Origin of the sequence: Kordia algicida OT-1 (assembly GCF_000154725.1) — a bacterium.
GTDB lineage: Bacteria > Bacteroidota > Bacteroidia > Flavobacteriales > Flavobacteriaceae > Kordia > Kordia algicida.
The window spans coordinates 2,317,340-2,333,816 of record NZ_DS544873.1 but is presented as its reverse complement, the minus strand read 5'-3'; the positions used below and the strand labels follow the sequence as shown (position 1 = coordinate 2,333,816).

General features: G+C 36.9%; 10 protein-coding genes and 2 tRNA genes. 9 read left to right on the top strand and 3 right to left on the bottom strand.

What is annotated here, in order from left to right; genetic code table 11:
* The first annotated feature begins 208 nt into the window (after positions 1 to 208).
* Both KAOT1_RS10020 and KAOT1_RS23570 read left to right on the top strand, forming a co-directional pair.
* Positions 209 to 6,166: a choice-of-anchor L domain-containing protein gene (locus KAOT1_RS10020; protein ID WP_007094682.1), complete on the top strand. Its 5,958-nt coding sequence runs from the start codon at positions 209 to 211 to the stop codon at positions 6,164 to 6,166.
* A 61-nt stretch (positions 6,167 to 6,227) separates the two neighbouring features.
* A complete protein-coding gene (locus KAOT1_RS23570) occupies positions 6,228 to 6,845 on the top strand; it encodes a T9SS type B sorting domain-containing protein (RefSeq protein WP_007094680.1) in 618 nt (205 codons plus the stop codon).
* 413 nt (positions 6,846 to 7,258) lie between these two features.
* Here the strand turns inward: KAOT1_RS23570 and KAOT1_RS10010 are convergent, their stop codons facing one another.
* On the bottom strand, positions 7,259 to 8,779 hold the full coding sequence (locus KAOT1_RS10010; RefSeq protein WP_007094679.1) for an OmpP1/FadL family transporter: 1,521 nt from the start codon (positions 8,777 to 8,779) through the stop codon (positions 7,259 to 7,261).
* Between the two features lie 56 nt (positions 8,780 to 8,835).
* The gene (locus KAOT1_RS10005; protein ID WP_040559464.1) at positions 8,836 to 9,870 is read right to left on the bottom strand and encodes a hypothetical protein; all 1,035 of its coding nucleotides are present in this window, start codon (positions 9,868 to 9,870) and stop codon (positions 8,836 to 8,838) included.
* A gap of 100 nt (positions 9,871 to 9,970) precedes the next feature.
* Here KAOT1_RS10005 and proS point away from each other — a divergent pair, with 100 nt between their 5' ends.
* The 4 genes from proS (at position 9,971) to rpsT (ending at position 12,035) form a co-directional block, all read left to right on the top strand.
* Positions 9,971 to 11,449 (top strand): proline--tRNA ligase, encoded by a 1,479-nt coding sequence (gene proS, locus KAOT1_RS10000; RefSeq protein ID WP_007094677.1) that lies wholly within the window; start codon positions 9,971 to 9,973, stop codon positions 11,447 to 11,449.
* 78 nt (positions 11,450 to 11,527) lie between these two features.
* A tRNA-Glu gene (locus tag KAOT1_RS09995) sits at positions 11,528 to 11,599 on the top strand.
* Between the two features lie 73 nt (positions 11,600 to 11,672).
* Positions 11,673 to 11,744: transfer RNA gene (locus tag KAOT1_RS09990), tRNA-Glu, on the top strand.
* A 39-nt stretch (positions 11,745 to 11,783) separates the two neighbouring features.
* Complete coding sequence (gene rpsT / locus KAOT1_RS09985; RefSeq protein WP_007094676.1) at positions 11,784 to 12,035, top strand: 30S ribosomal protein S20; 252 nt, start codon at positions 11,784 to 11,786, stop codon at positions 12,033 to 12,035.
* A 157-nt stretch (positions 12,036 to 12,192) separates the two neighbouring features.
* Here the strand turns inward: rpsT and rho are convergent, their stop codons facing one another.
* Positions 12,193 to 13,920: a transcription termination factor Rho gene (rho, locus tag KAOT1_RS09980; RefSeq protein WP_007094675.1), complete on the bottom strand. Its 1,728-nt coding sequence runs from the start codon at positions 13,918 to 13,920 to the stop codon at positions 12,193 to 12,195.
* Positions 13,921 to 14,099: 179 nt separating this feature from the next.
* Here rho and KAOT1_RS09975 point away from each other — a divergent pair, with 179 nt between their 5' ends.
* From KAOT1_RS09975 to KAOT1_RS23565, 3 genes are all read left to right on the top strand, one after another.
* Positions 14,100 to 14,510, top strand: coding sequence for a DUF4293 domain-containing protein (locus tag KAOT1_RS09975; protein ID WP_007094674.1), 411 nt, complete (start codon positions 14,100 to 14,102; stop codon positions 14,508 to 14,510).
* Positions 14,511 to 15,121: 611 nt separating this feature from the next.
* Positions 15,122 to 15,976 carry a hypothetical protein gene (locus KAOT1_RS09970; protein ID WP_007094673.1) on the top strand — a complete coding sequence of 285 codons (855 nt, stop codon included), beginning with the start codon at positions 15,122 to 15,124 and terminating at the stop codon, positions 15,974 to 15,976.
* A 150-nt stretch (positions 15,977 to 16,126) separates the two neighbouring features.
* Positions 16,127 to 16,342: a DUF2589 domain-containing protein gene (locus KAOT1_RS23565; protein WP_238528695.1), complete on the top strand. Its 216-nt coding sequence runs from the start codon at positions 16,127 to 16,129 to the stop codon at positions 16,340 to 16,342.
* The last annotated feature ends 135 nt before the right edge of the window (positions 16,343 to 16,477 follow it).

Below are 16,477 nucleotides of genomic sequence, written 5' to 3'. Positions count from 1 at the left end.
AAATATTGATAAAATGTATAAATGAAATAAAAGAATAAGTATAAAAAACCGAAGTAATTTCAACACTTCGGTTTTTTAATAAACACCAAAAAATCATTATATCAGATAAGAATTCTCAACTGTTTTTGTGTTAAAAAATAAAAAATTGACATCCTTAATTGATATATTTGAATATTACTATAGCTAAACTAACCAGAAAAAATACTTTATGAGGGCAAAAATTCTACTTGTTCTATTACTATTCATAGGGCAACAAGCATACTCGCAAGCAATCACGGTAGACGACACGATGACGCCAGAAGAACTGGTCGTAAATGTTTTATTCCAAAATGTCTGTGGTAATGAGCCAACCAACATTGCTGTAACGAATCATAGTGGAGCAGATAATCTTGCAGGAGAAACCAACGGAGCAAATCTCGGTTTTGAAAGTTACGGATACTTTAATACAGGAACAGCTGCATTTCCTTTCGAGGAAGGAATCATATTAAGTAGTTCCAGCTTACTTCCAATAGCAAACAATGGTGGAGGAAACTTGAGTTTTGGAGGAACGAGTTGGGAAGGAGATCCAGATTTGCAAGTGCTTACAGGTGGAGGAGATAATGTTTTTAACGCTACAGCAATAGAATTTGAATTTGTGCCATTAGCCGACCAAATCAGTTTCAGATACATATTAGCTTCTGAAGAATATACAACAAGCGCAAACTATCCGTGTCAATTTGCAGATACTTTTGCATTTATCTTAAGCGGACCTGGAATTGCAAACTCAAATTTGTACGATCACGATGCAAATCCAGGAACAGCAGAACTCAACTTAGATTTAGGAGGAAGAAACATCGCGCTACTGCCAAACTCCAATATTCCAGCAAGTATTACCAATATTCACACATTTACTTGTGGTCCAGGATTAGGGCAATTTGCCTTTCCAGAATATTACGATACAGCAGGAAGTAATAACGGTTCTACGGAGTTTGACGGGCAAACAATTGCTTTAAAAGCTGAATCTGCCGTAATTCCAGGAGAAACATACACGATAAAATTAGTAATCTCAGATTATATCGATTCTTCTTTTGACTCTGCAGTATTTCTAGAAGGAGGAAGTTTCAATATTGGAGCATTCGATTTAGGTCAAGACAGGCTATTAATGACAGGAAACCCTGTTTGTGAAGGAGATTCTGTGACTCTAAACGCTCAATCAGCCATAGATACAGCAACATATACATGGTTTAGAGATGGCGTAGAACTTACAGGAGAAACCAATCCAACTTTAGAAGTAACTACTCCAGGAGAATACTCAGTAAGTGTTTCGGTTTCAACAAACTGTAGTACAGAAGACAGTATTGTTATAGAATTTGCACCAATACCAGAAGCAAATCAACCAAATAACTTACTAGAATGTGCGCCAGAAGGTGTTACTGCTGTTGAATTTGACTTGTCATTAGTAAATAATGATGTATTGCTTACGCAAGATCCTACACTCTTTAATATATCCTATCACAATACACTTGATGATGCTGAAATGGATATGAATCCATTACCAACATTATATACCAATAATCTAAGTCCAACGGAAACAATATTTGTTAGAATAGAAGATACATCAGGAATGTGTTTTGCAACGACAACTTTTGACTTAGAAATATACACGCAGCCTGTCGCAAATACTGTCGCAGATGTTATTATTTGTGATGATGATTCCAATGATGATGTAGCCAATTTTACACTAACGGACTATGATGTACAGGTATTAGGAACACAAGATGCATCACAATATACTATTACCTATCACGGAACACCGGATGATGCAACAAACAATGCAAATCCATTACCTGCAGCATTTACAAACACATCAAATCCGCAAACAATACATGTAAGAATTGAAAATAACGACAATACTTCATGTTTTGATACAACACAATTTGAAATACGAATCAATACACAACCTATCGCAAACCAACCAGCAGATATGGCTTCGTGTGACTCAAATGGCGACGGATTTGAAGACTTCGATTTCACAACGCAAGAGGCTGCAATACTAGATACGCAAGATCCTGCAGACTTCAACATAACTTTTCACGCAAATCAAACAGATGCGGATGATGATATGAATCCACTGCCAACAAATTATACGGGAGTTGATGACGAAGAAATATTTGTTCGTATTGAAAGTACAGAGTCAGGAAATACATGTTATGCAACCACTAGCTTTATGTTAGCTGTAAATCCATTGCCAGTCGCAGTCTTGCCAACCACTTTAGAAGAATGTGACGACGATACGGATGGTTTTGTAGCATTTACCTTAACAGATGCTGATGCGGAAATCTTAGCAGGTCAAACATCTACAGATGCAATGACAATCACGTATTACGACAATCCAGCAGATGCAGTTTCAGGAACAGGAACGCCACTTACATCGCCGTATACGAATACAACAGCAAACATGCAAACGGTACACATTCGTATTGTAAATACAGTAACAGGTTGTGTTAATACGTCAACATTAGACTTGCAAGTAAATCCAGCAATCACGGGGACTACACCTTCAAACTACAGTGTTTGTGATGATACTAACGGAAACGATACAGATCAATTAGGAACTTTTGATCTTTCTACATTAGATGCTCAAATTTTGGGTGCTTTGGCAGGAACAGCTACAGTAACTTACTATGAAACAGGAGCATTAGCACAAGCAGGAACAGCAGGAACGGAGCTTCCTGTGATGTATACCAACACGAGCCCTTCTTTGCAAATCATTCATGCACGCGTTACGGATGATGTAACAGGTTGTTTTGATGTTGTAGAAGTAACGCTCATCGTAGATCCGCTACCAAATCTAGATAATATTCCACCGATGATTGCTTGTGACTTTAACAATCCAGGCGATATGATGGAAATGTTCGATTTGACAGAGCATACCACTACAGTGGAAAACGGACAAGTAGGACTGACCATTACGTATCACGAAATACAAGCAGATGCTGACAACAATACAGCGGCGGTGACAAATGTTAATGGAACTGATGGACAAATCATTTGGGTGCGTGCGGAGAATCTCTTAGGATGTATTCAGGTGGGAAGCTTCGAATTGCAAGTACAACCATTACCAGTTTTTGTAGTACCAACAGATTTAGAAGCCTGTGACGATGAGACAGCTGATGGAATCGCACCAGTAGACTTATCCATCAAAAATGACGAAATCACGCAATCCAATCCAGATTTGGTGGTTTCTTATCACTTGACTGACGCTGATGCGGATACTGACATGAATGCTTTAGTATTACCATATGAAAACACTTCTTCACCAACAACCTATACGGTTTCTGTTCGTGTAGAAGACATCAATACCGGTTGTCATGTAGTAACACAGCTTACGGTAAATATCAACGATACGCCAGGAGTTTTTCAACCAACACCACTCGAATACTGTGACACGGACAATGATGGCTTTGGAATCTTCGACATAAGAAGTACAGAAAACGAAATCACAGGCGGATTATTACCAGGACAAGTCACAGTCACTTACCACGAAACACCAGAAGATGCAGATAACAATGTAAACAGTTTGCCAGATACCTATACCAACATCAACGCTTACAATCAAACGATTTATGTACGTGTTGAAAATGTGCTGACAGGTTGTTACAATGTGGTTTCTTTAGATCTAATCGTATACGATTCTCCAGAGATTGCTGCGCTAGATGCCACGAGCTTATCAGAATGTGATGATGCAAGCGCGGATCAAATCGCACAGTTTGATTTGACAGAAGCTGAGGCTGATTTACTCAACGGAGAAGATCCACTCACACACACCGTTCGTTACTACAACACACAGGCAAATGCTACGGCAGGAACTACCACAGGAGAAATCAACAATGTCAATGCTTACAGTAACATTCCACCGAGTCCACAAGTAATTTGGGTACGTGTAGAAGATCAAAACACAGGCTGTGCTAGCATTACGAATCTTACGCTGATCGTAGATGAGCTTCCTGTACTTACACAATTACCAGGTTTGGAAACCTGTGATGCAGTCACGCTCAATGACGGAATTGAAGTCTTTGATCTGACATCTTTAGCAGAAGACTTACTAAACAGTGTTCCTGGAATCAATTTGCAATACTTTGCTAGTCAAACGGACTTAGACAATAATACGCCCATAGCTGATCCTATGGCATATAGCAATGCAGAGGTTGGCGTACAGACCATCTTTGTCTTAGCTACCAATGATACTACAGGTTGTCAAAACACCATTACCTTTGACATCAGAGTGAATCCATTGCCAAGTCCAACGCTAGATCCAAACGGAATGCTTAGCTCAGATACCTGTGATGATGACAACGATGGTTTTGTCGCTTTTAACTTAGATGCACTGACCAATGACATTATCAACAATGAACCAGATGTCGTGTATAGTTTCCATGAAACACAGGCAGATGCGAACAACAACCTAAATGCACTGCCTAGTCCATACACCAACATTGTAATGGATAGTCAAACCATCTATGTCTTGGCAACCAATACGGTAACAGGCTGTTTTACCGTAACGCCGCTTATGCTGAATGTCATCTCTATTCCTGAAATTCCAATCAATCTCACCGACTTGGAAGAATGTGATGAAGAACCATCAGATGGTTTTGCTATGTTTGATCTCTCTGAGACACAAACAGAAATCTATGGCAGTCAAACACCAAGTGACTTTACCCTGACTTATCATGAGAGTGAACAAGATGCTATCGATGATGTATCACCAATAGTCAATGTGACCGATTATATCAACACAACCATCAATCAACAAACCATTTGGGTGCGATTAGAAGACAACACTACCGAATGTTATGCCATTGAAAGCTTTGATATTATCGTGGTAGCACCACCAGTACTTGTACAACCTACAGCATTCTCCCTCTGTGATGATGCAGAAAGTGGTGATGAGAGTGATGAGATCAGCAGTTTTGATTTGACCGACAAATACATTGAGATCACAGGTGGCGATACGAGTTTAACCCTGACTTATTATGCAAGTCAAACTGACTTAGACAACGATACGCCTATAGCTGATCCAACAGCCTACCAAAACATCAGCAATCCGCAGGTACTCTACATCCGAGCAAGCAATGCGGCAGGCTGTACGACTGACATTACCATGACCTTAAGAGTACTTCCAATTCCAACGCCAAACACATCTCCTGATGTCTTAGAAGCATGTGATGACAACAGCGATGGAGATGCCACCAATGGAATGCTCGTCTTTGATCTGACACAATCAGAGGCAGAAATTGTAAACAATGAAAGCAATGTTACGGTAAGCTATCATACCACACAAGAAGATGCTGATGGAGACATTAACCCGATAGCTGATCCAACCATGCATACGGTTGACATGGCAAATGCAAACATGAACGGACAAGTAATTATTTATGTACGTGTAGAGAGCGACATTCAAATAGACAGCAACATGCTTCCATGTTACAAAGTAGTCGAATTACCTGTAGTGGTACACCCATTACCTGAACTTACAGACATTGCCTTTAGCTATGTATTCTGTGAATATGACAATGATGATGTAGGACAATTTGATTGGGATGTGGTGACAAGTTCCTTAGACTTACTCACAGCGCCACAAATGGTAGCAGACTTTACCGTTACCTATCATCCAACAGTAGCAGATGCCTTAGCAAACACCAATGCACTTGCTAACGGGTTTGAAAACACGAGTGATCCACAAACGGTATTTATCCGTGTGGAGAACAATGTCACAGGTTGTGTAAATACCAACAACATTGCTAGTTTAGAACTGAGTGTAGAGCCAACACCAACGGCAACAGCGCCAGACACCTATGAACTATGCGCAGCGGATGAAGCAGCTCAAGACACGGCAGTATTTGATCTAACGAGCTTGGATGCGGAGATCATAAATGGACAAACAGACATGGCGGTATCCTACTATGAAACGGCTACAGATGCTGATATGGATAGCAACGCGATCACAAATACGACAAGTTATACCAACACTTCCAATCCGCAGACGCTTTACGCGAGAGTGAGACAAACCATTACAGGTTGTCTATCAGATCCAGTTGTAGTGAACTTACAGGTAAATCCATTACCGGTATTTCCTTACCGGAAGATGATATCTTATGTGTGGATGCAGAGACAGGCTTGGCATTAGAGACCAGAACCATAGGCGTAGACTTTGGAGCAGGCTACACTTACTCGTGGACCACACCAAAATGGAACAGCAACAAACAGCGACTGTAGAGGTAACTACTGCAGGAACCTACAGTGTGACCGTGATTGATGCTAACAATGAAACCAACTGTAGCTACAGTGATAGTGTGACGTATGAAGCCTCATCAGCACCAAGTTTGTTAGATATCCAGATTACTACACCAGCCTTTGCAGATACGCACAATGTGATTGCAACGGCATCAGGCGGATCAGGTGTGTATGAATACCAACTAGATGATGGAGAGTGGCAAGAATCAGGAGAGTTCTTAGACTTACAACCAGGCGAACACACGGTAACAGTAAGAGACAACAACGGTTGTGGCGAGCTGGTAAGAACCTTTGAACTGATTGATTACATGAAATTCTTTACACCAAACGGAGATGAATACCATCCGACGTGGAACATCATCGGATTGAGAAATCAGCCAGGAGCAAAGATTTATATCTTTGACAGATATGGAAAACTCTTAAAACAGATCAGTCCGGCAGGGCAAGGTTGGGACGGAACCTTCAACGGAGTACCAATGCCATCCAATGATTACTGGTTTAGAGTGGAATACGTAGATCCATTTGACGGTTCGCCAAAAGAATTTATCAATCATTTTACTTTAAAGAGATAATTCATCAAACCATATAGAAATCATAAAAACCGAAGATTATTTTTCTTTGGTTTTTTTATATACTATAATTTAGTTGTGATTTTTTGTGTTGTGTAAGATTGGAATACACACGGAATGCTTCAATCGGAAACAAAACAAAGATTATGTTTGATTTGAACCTAAGCAGTTTTAAAATTTAAACAAATTATGGTATGTATCAATATCAAATCCCGAAAGGAAAATATTCAATAGAAAAATTATAAAGAAAGAAATCAGTGATGAAATACTGATTACAAAATTTGGCAAGTAAATAGGGTAGAGGACGAACTTTTTCTCAATTATAATGCGCCTTTTGAATTTGGAATCATAAAAAAATCCTCATGTTTACGATGAGGATTTTTTAGTGGTAATCAATCGGTTATGATGATGTAATTTTATAGTTTAAACGAAACTGAAAGTGTTACGTTTGAATTTACGTTGTTAATGTTTGCGCGGTCTACCAAGCCAGCTTGGAATAATTGAGGATTTCTCGCTTGTTCGCTTCTGTCGTAAGCTAAATCGATTCCGAAACTTCCAAAATTGTATCCTAATCCTAATGAATAGCCTTCTAGATCGCCAATGGCAACTCCATCTTTGTATGGACTTTGCTCAAAACGATATCCGCCACGTAAACTAAGTTGTTTGATTCTGTACTCACCACCAATTCTGTATGAAGAAGCAGCTTGTAATTGGTTGTCAATATCATTGTTTGTTACAATGAAGTCATTTGTTGGACGTATTTTTGCATGCGTGTAATCTTTTAAAGAATAATCGAAACTAATTAATCCGCTTTTTCCAAAAATGTATGCAAAACTACCTGTAATGTTTCCTGGTGTTACAATTCTGTGTTCTCTATATGCGTTGACAACATTAGGGAAAATGTCTCTCCTTAAAATATCACTTGGGTTCCCTGGATCTCTGAAATCGGTGCTTAATCCTTGAATTAGTTCGTCATTTAGGCTATACCAAGTAGGTGATTGGTATGAACCTCCCAAACGGATATTGTCTAATTTTAAAATAGCTCCAACTTGAAAAGAAATTCCTGTTCCATATGTGTATAGTTCGTTTGAAAACTCTGCATACTGCAAGCCAGAAGCGTCATTTACAGGAGTTTCTACTAAAACTCTGCGCTCTCTATAGTCAACATCGTGTGAGTTGATATTTAAACCTAAGTATAGATTATTTCTGTATTGTGCAGCTACATTGAAAGTGTATTTTCTGTTGAATCCTGAAGTTTGTACAATATAATCGTGATCTGCTCCATTAGAATAATCTGCATTTGAAGTATAAGAAGTGTTGTTATTGTCGTTGCTTACAGGATTTATTACAAAACCTTCATATCCTAAGAAACCTTGTTGTGCGTTGAATCCAATATTTTCTCCTAAAAATAAATAAGTATCCGTATCGCTTTCATCAGCTTGTTGCGCAATATCACCTAAAAACTGTCCGTTGGCAAGTGCTACAAAGTAGTTAGCGATTCCTCGCGAATTGTTTCTACCAGTTGCTAAATAATTATTATAGTAGTTTCCGTTGTTTTGTACGTTTAAACCTAAAGAGATTTTTCTCCAATCGCCATCATCAACATTATTGAATACAAAAACGATTCCTGCTTGATTTAAATCAAATTCTGATTCATTTCTATTGGCAACAGTACCAAAATAGGAAACATCATTATCGTTATTATAATTACTTAATGAAACCGTAACCTCGCTAGTGGTAAAAACGGCTGAACCTGCAGGGTTTATTGAAAATGCAGAGAAATCACCTCCGAGAGCTCCAAAAGCTCCACTCATTGCTTTGAAACGTGCCGTACCGTTTATATTCTCGGATGAATATCGTACGACATCATTTATATTTTGGGCGTTACTTACAGACATAGCGAGTACACCTATGAATAGTATGAATACTTTTTTCATAATTTAATTTAGTAAAATGTTATTTTTAGGAATATATATTTGTGTGCGATTTGATATTAGCGTCTTCCGCCTCTTCTTCCACCACCACGGCTTGCTCCGCTAGATCTGCTTCCGCCAGATGATCTCATTGAAGATGAACCTCTACTTGATGATCTACTACTATTAAATGATCCTCGTGAACGATTATTCGATCTAGTAATTGTTGAACGAGTGTGCGAATTTCTAGTAGCGCGTGTTGATCTTGTGCTTCTTGTATTGCGTGTTGCTCGCGTTGATCTTGTACTTCTTGTGCCACGTGTAGCTCTTGTGTTTCGAGAATTTCTTGTTGACCGTATTGTGCCATCACTTCTTCTTGAAGAACGAGAGTTGGAATATCTTGTGTTTCTATTTGTACTTCTAGAGTAGTAATTAGCTCTTCTGTTAGCTAAAGCTCTATTTGCGTATGTTCTTCTTCCTCTATTATATGCGTAGTTTCCGTAATATGGAGATCTCCAGTTGCGTCCGTAAAAGCCAGCATAGCCGTAAGGTCCGTAGAATCCTCCACCATAAATACCGCAGAATCCGCCTCCGAATCCCCAGCCGCCGTTCCAGCCCCAGTTATTCCAGCCCCAGCCCCAGTTGTTCCAGCCCCAGCCCCAACGGTTCCAGCGATTCCAACCCCAACGGTTCCAACCCCAATTGTTCCACAATCCAAATTGAGGACCGTAAAAACCGCCACCGTTAAAAACATTAATAGTAATGTCGTCAGCAGTTTCGCCCCAAGGAGAATAGCTTTCAGTATACCCAATTGCTTCAACTTCTGTTTCTGTTTCAACGTTATCACCTTGACTAGAATAAGAATCTATATCTGTAAAAACTTCGCCGTAGCGATCTTCAGCCTCAAAGGACTTTTGTTCAAAATAATTTTGATATGCATTAGCATTTGGAGTTGTAGTAACCTGAGCTGTTTCTCTAGTTTCTTCTCCAGAACTGTAAATTCCGTCATCATATGTCGCTTGTTGATAAGTTCCACAAGATGTTAATGTCAATAAAGTTAGCGCTAAAATATATATAGCGCTTATGTTGTTTTTTAAATGGTAAATTACTCGCATATCTCCTAAAATTAATTGTTGAACAATACAAAAATAGTTAGTTTTGTCGAAACTATTTTATATTTAACATATTCACAATATTTGTGCCAAACTACTAAGAATGAGCAAGAAATTAACTAAGAGAACAGAGGATTACTCAAAATGGTATAATGAATTGGTTGTAAAGGCTGATTTAGCTGAAAACTCAGCTGTTAGAGGTTGTATGGTAATTAAGCCATATGGTTATGCTATTTGGGAAAAAATGCAAGCTCAATTAGATAAAATGTTTAAAGAAACAGGACATGAAAATGCTTATTTTCCGCTATTTGTGCCAAAAAGTCTCTTTGAAGCCGAAGAAAAAAATGCAGAGGGTTTTGCAAAAGAGTGTGCTGTTGTAACACATTACCGACTCAAAACGGATCCTGATAAAGAAGGCAAACTAATGGTAGATCCAAATGCAAAACTTGAAGAAGAACTAATTGTACGTCCTACAAGTGAGGCAATTATTTGGAATACATATAAAAATTGGATTCAGTCGTACAGAGATTTACCTATTTTAATAAACCAATGGGCAAATGTAGTTCGTTGGGAAATGCGTACACGCCTTTTTTTAAGAACAGCAGAGTTTTTATGGCAAGAAGGGCACACAGCGCATGCAACAAAAGATGAAGCGGTAGCAGAGTCGTTACAAATGCAAAAAGTATATGCTGAATTTGCAGAAGATTTTATGGCAATGCCAGTTGTAAAAGGTGCTAAAACAGAAAGTGAGCGTTTTGCTGGAGCTCTAGATACTTATACCATAGAAGCACTTATGCAAGATGGAAAGGCATTGCAAGCAGGAACTTCACATTTCTTAGGGCAAAACTTTGCAGAAGCATTTGATGTAAAATATGCAACCAAAGAAGGGAAACAAGAATTGGTTTGGGCAACTTCTTGGGGAGTTTCTACGCGATTAATGGGCGGATTGATTATGACGCATAGCGATGATGCAGGATTGGTGTTACCTCCAAAATTAGCACCAATACAAGTGGTTTTTGTTCCTATATATAAAAATGAAGAACAATTTGAAGCAATTGCTAAAAAAGTAACTGAAATCTCCAATGAATTAAAAGCAAAAGGAGTTTCTATCAAATTTGACAAAAGAGATACATTACGTCCTGGAGCTAAATTTGCTGAATGGGAATTAAAAGGTGTGCCACTACGTATAGCGTTAGGTGCACGTGATCTTGAAAATGGTACTTTGGAAATTGCTCGTAGAGATACCTTCGAAAAACAATCTGTAGCGCAAGAAGATGCTGTGGCGACTGTTGTGAGCTTGTTAGAAACCATTCAAGAGGATTTATTTAACAAAGCAAAAAATTACAGAGACGATAACACAACTGAAGTGGATACATTTGATGAATTCAAAGATATCATTGCTAATAAAGGCGGATTTGTATCTGCACATTGGGATGGAACTGCAGAAACGGAAAACAAAATAAAAGAACTCACAAAAGCAACAATTCGTTGTATTCCATTAGATGCTTTGGAAGAAGAAGGAAAATGTGTATATTCGGGTCAGAAATCAACTAAGAGAGTGCTATTTGCAAAGGCATATTAAAAAAAATAAAAAAAACTTTAAAAAATAGTTGGAGCATATAAAAATAGTTGTATTTTTGCATCCGCTAACAGAAATAATGGCCCGTTCGTCTAGGGGTTAGGACGCCAGGTTTTCATCCTGGTAACAGGGGTTCGAATCCCCTACGGGCTACTAATTTTTTCTGAAAGTTTTATTTGCAAATATTAATTAATAAATTAAATTTGCAACCTCATTGAAAAATGATGGCCCGTTCGTCTAGGGGTTAGGACGCCAGGTTTTCATCCTGGTAACAGGGGTTCGAATCCCCTACGGGCTACTAAACATTAAGTTTAAAAAAGATTAATTAAAAAGAGAGATGGCAAATCACAAGTCAGCATTAAAGAGAATTAGAAGTAACGAGACAAAGCGTCTAAGAAACAGATATCAGCATAAAACTACTCGTAATGCTATTAAGAAATTAAGAGCATTGACGGATAAGAAAGAAGCTGAGGCTTTATTCTCTAATGTAGTATCTATGATTGATAAATTAGCAAAGCGTAACATTATCCATGATAATAAAGCAGCTAATTTAAAATCAAAGTTAGCAAAGCACGTTAGTTCTTTATAAAGAAGAAATTAACTTTATAATATATAGCTTCAACATTTGTTGGAGCTTTTTTTATACCTAAACTTTTCCTTCAAAAAGTTAGCAATTAAAAAAGCTACTTACATAAATAATTGTAAGTAGCTTTTTTTAATATGGTATTTTGTAATTCTAAATAGCTTTATGCGTTCATAGAAATCAAAAATTCCTCATTATTTCTAGTTTGTTTTATACGTTGGTTGATAAATTCCATTGCTTCTACAGGATTCATATCTGCCAAATACTTTCGCATTACCCACATACGCTGAATTGTGTTATCATCAAGTAATAAATCGTCTCTACGCGTACTTGAAGAAGTAAGATCGATTGCAGGGAAGATTCTTCTATTAGAAATCTTACGATCTAACTGAAGTTCCATGTTACCAGTTCCTTTAAATTCCTCAAAAATTACTTCATCCATTTTAGATCCAGTTTCTGTCAATGCTGTAGCAATAATTGATAATGATCCGCCACCTTCAATATTTCTGGCAGCTCCAAAGAAACGTTTTGGTTTGTGAAGTGCATTTGCATCCACACCACCACTTAATATCTTTCCAGAAGCAGGTTGTACCGTATTATAGGCTCTGGCAAGTCGTGTGATCGAATCCAGTAAAATAACAACATCGTGTCCACATTCTACCAAACGTTTTGCTTTTTCTAAAACAATATTAGCAACTTTAACATGATCTGAAGCCTCTTTATCAAAGGTTGAAGCAATTACTTCACCTTTCACATTGCGTTGCATGTCGGTAACTTCTTCAGGACGTTCATCAATTAACAATACAATTTGATAAACCTCAGGATGATTTGCTGCAATAGCATTCGCAACATCTTTCAATAACATTGTTTTACCTGTTTTTGGCTGCGAAACAATCATTCCTCTTTGTCCTTTTCCTATTGGAGCAAACAAATCCATAATTCGTGTAGAGATTGTACTTTGACGATGAGCTAAATTAAATTTCTCATCTGGAAATAACGGTGTCAAATGCTCAAATGCAACACGATCTCGTACTACTTGAGGATCCATTCCGTTAATTTTGCTAACCTTTATTAAAGGAAAATACTTTTCGCCTTCTTTTGGAGGTCTTACAATACCTAATACGGTATCTCCAGTTTTCAGTCCAAACAAACGAATTTGTGATTGTGATACATAAATATCATCAGGTGAAGACAAATAGTTGTAGTCAGATGATCTTAAAAATCCGTAACCATCTTGCATGATGTCGAGTACACCTTCACTTTCAATAATTCCGTCAAATTCAAAATCAGGCTCACGATAGCGATTACGCTGATCTTTATTTCCGTTATTTTTATTGGAATTATCCTTTTTGTTGTTATTGTGTTGCTTATTATTTTGTTGAGAATGATCCTTCTTGTTATTATGTTGCTTATTATTTTGCTGAGAATGATCTTTCTTGTTATTGTTATGCTGTTGTTTGCTATTATTGTCTGAAGAATCATTCGTATTCTTTTTAGAATCTTCTTTTTTCGCTTGTGGCGGATTGTTTTTTTGATTCTTATCAGATGTCTTGCGTGGTTGCTTACTTTGTTTGGAAGCTTGTGTGTTAGATTTTTCAGAAGTCGTAGGTTCAGACTTTTTTTGTTGTGAAGAAGATGCGGTAGTTTTCTCAGATCGTTGATTAGGTTCTCGCTTAATCCGCTTTCTCTTAGTAGTAGTTTCCTCAGCTTTTGGCTTGGGTTCAACTTTAGTAATCGGTGCTACCGATTCAGGATTGCTCGCTTGAAGGTCTAATATTTTATAAATTAAATCTAATTTCTTTAAAGATCTGTACTTCGGAACGGCTAAAGTCTTCGCTATCTCTTGTAGCTCAGGGAGTTTTTTGCTTTTTAATTCTGAAATTTCTAACATTTATTGGATTGTAATGAATTTTTTTTGAAAAATGAGTGATAAAAATACTCTTAAGAAGTGTGTAAATCTATTATTAACAATAGATTATGAATTGTCTATGCAATAATACAAATTTATTTTAATAAACAAAATAGTATTTTATGAAAAGAACTATTATTTTTGTGATCCAATTTTAAGATATGATTCAAAGAATACAAACCATATACCTATTATTAGTCGCTGCAATTGCTGGTGGTTTAACGTTTGTATTTGGTCTGTACACGCTAGAAAATGGAGCAGCAGTGTTTGCAAAAGACGAACCCTTATATTTAGGTTTGTTTATGGCGTCAGCAGTATTGGCTTTAATCACAATCTTTTTATTCAAAAATAGAAAATTACAATTTGTGTTGAATCGCTTCAACATCTTATTACACCTTATTTTATTAGGGATATTTGTATATCGAATGCTAAATTTATCTGGAGAGAGTGAAATCTCAGAGAAAGGTATTGGGATCATTCTTCCTATCATTTCTATCGTTTTATTAGTGCTCGCAAACCGAGCAATAAAGAAGGATGAAGATCTTGTAAAATCTGTAGATCGATTGCGATAAACCTAACATCTTAGTAATCTTAGTGCGTAAAAACTCCAAAGTGAAAGCTTTGGAGTTTTTTTTTAGTGAAACTCAATTTTAAAAAGTCTGAAAGGCGCGTTTAAAATTGTAAGTTGAACTAATTCCTTTGTCTAAAGGAATCTTTCTCTCTGAAGTTTTGATTTTTTTAAAAGAGTGCTCGCTTTTTATGATACGTAACACTTGAAAAAGTCTGAAAGACGCATTTAAAATTGTAAGTTGAACTAATTCCTTTGTCTAAAGGAATCTTTCTCTATGAAGTTTTGATTTTTTTAAAAGAGTGATCGCTTTTTATGATACGTAACACTTAAAAAGTCTGAAAGATGCATTTAAAATTGTAAGTTGAACTACTTTCATTATAAAATCAACATTACATTCTCCAAACCTATATAGTTTCTGTAGAAAGCAATTACAATGGCAAAAAGGAAATTTTTTAAAAATCATAGTAATTTTTAAATTCTTCAATCTTTTAATTTTTCAATCAAAATATAAACCAAGTAAAAATACGGGAATTTCAAAATCAAGAAAATCACGTTAAAAATTCTAATGTTTCAATTGTAAGTTTACCATATAACAAACTAAAAACTATACTTATGGCACTTACAGCATCAATTTATGGCGGCGGACCTTTTTATCCGGGAGAAAATTCAGCATTACCAACAATCAAAAAATCAGATTTTACAACAGTTGTTTGTTGGGCACTACATGTGCGCCCTAATGGAGATTTAGCATACAATGACACACTAATTGTAACCAGCGGGTCTTACGTGGGCGATCATAGTTGGGGACAACAATTAGCAGAAGTAAAGGAAGGTGGAAGCGTCAATAGAATCCTATTCTCAATTGGAGGCTGGGAAACAAACGATTTTTATCACATTATGACGTTACTCAATACACAAGGTGACGGACCAACGAGTATTTTATACAGAAACTTTCAAGCTTTATTAGAAGCAATTCCTGCAATTGATGGAATTGATTATGATGATGAAGGAAACTACAATATCAATACCATTACACGACTGAGTCGTATGTTGGCAACAATCGGATATAAGCAAATTACATTTTGTCCGTACACAAACAGTGCGTTCTGGATCAATTGTTTGGTTCTTTTAGAAAAAACAAATCCAGGATTAGTTACAGGATTCAATTTACAATGTTATGCTGGTGGAGCAGGAAATATTGGCTATGTTAAACAAGGTTGGATTGATCCATTACAAAAAGCTATGGGAAGTAATTTTGATGCCGCAGGCTTTATCGATCCAGGTTTATGGTGTAAGCATGGTGATAATTGTACGCAAGGAATGGATCCAAAGCAAATAAAAAGTCAGTTTACAAAGTGGAAAAAAGACAAAATTCAAGGCGGATTCATCTGGTTATATGACGATATTGAAAAATGTGGAAATGATCCGCAAGCGTATGCAAATGCTATTTTAAGCGGATTAAAATAAAAAGAATACAATACCATCTTAGTCAAATAGTAAGAAACCTCAGTAAAAAATACTGAGGTTTTTGGTTTTTAGTACTTTTCCTAAAAATTAAATAGCGTTTTCCCTGTAACAATCTAGTTTTCTTCCTTGATTTTTTCTGGAGGAACAACTGTGGCTAGATTAACTATTGTAGCTCCAACAGTTTCGTCAGCTTTAGGAACGCAAGTAGCAAGACCTGCACAATTTCAAGATATGAAAATTGAAGTGCCAATTTTAATCATGTTGCTAATTCCTTTTATTAGTCTTGATGAAACTACAGTAGATTTTAACGCAAAAATAAATTCGATTGCATCAAGAAACGTAGAAACTGAATTTGATGTTAATTGACTTCAATACGTATATCATGGGAATTTTTGAAAATTTTAAAAACCATGAACAACTTCGTGCAAGTATGACAAAGGTGTTAACAATGGTCAACAGATCGGATGTATTGCGAATAATGGCGGAGGAAATTGATTTTTC

Excerpts from the sequence above, each read along its gene's own strand:
- KAOT1_RS09975 (WP_007094674.1), top strand. The coding sequence starts at position 14,100 with ATGATTCAAAGAATACAAACCATATACCTATTATTAGTCGCTGCAATT.
- KAOT1_RS23570 (WP_007094680.1), top strand. The coding sequence starts at position 6,228 with ATGGAACAGCAACAAACAGCGACTGTAGAGGTAACTACTGCAGGAACC.
- rho (WP_007094675.1), bottom strand. The coding sequence starts at position 13,920 with ATGTTAGAAATTTCAGAATTAAAAAGCAAAAAACTCCCTGAGCTACAA.
- KAOT1_RS10010 (WP_007094679.1), bottom strand. The coding sequence starts at position 8,779 with ATGAAAAAAGTATTCATACTATTCATAGGTGTACTCGCTATGTCTGTA.
- rpsT (WP_007094676.1), top strand. The coding sequence starts at position 11,784 with ATGGCAAATCACAAGTCAGCATTAAAGAGAATTAGAAGTAACGAGACA.
- KAOT1_RS10005 (WP_040559464.1), bottom strand. The coding sequence starts at position 9,870 with ATGCGAGTAATTTACCATTTAAAAAACAACATAAGCGCTATATATATT.
- KAOT1_RS09970 (WP_007094673.1), top strand. The coding sequence starts at position 15,122 with ATGGCACTTACAGCATCAATTTATGGCGGCGGACCTTTTTATCCGGGA.
- proS (WP_007094677.1), top strand. The coding sequence starts at position 9,971 with ATGAGCAAGAAATTAACTAAGAGAACAGAGGATTACTCAAAATGGTAT.
- KAOT1_RS10020 (WP_007094682.1), top strand. The coding sequence starts at position 209 with ATGAGGGCAAAAATTCTACTTGTTCTATTACTATTCATAGGGCAACAA.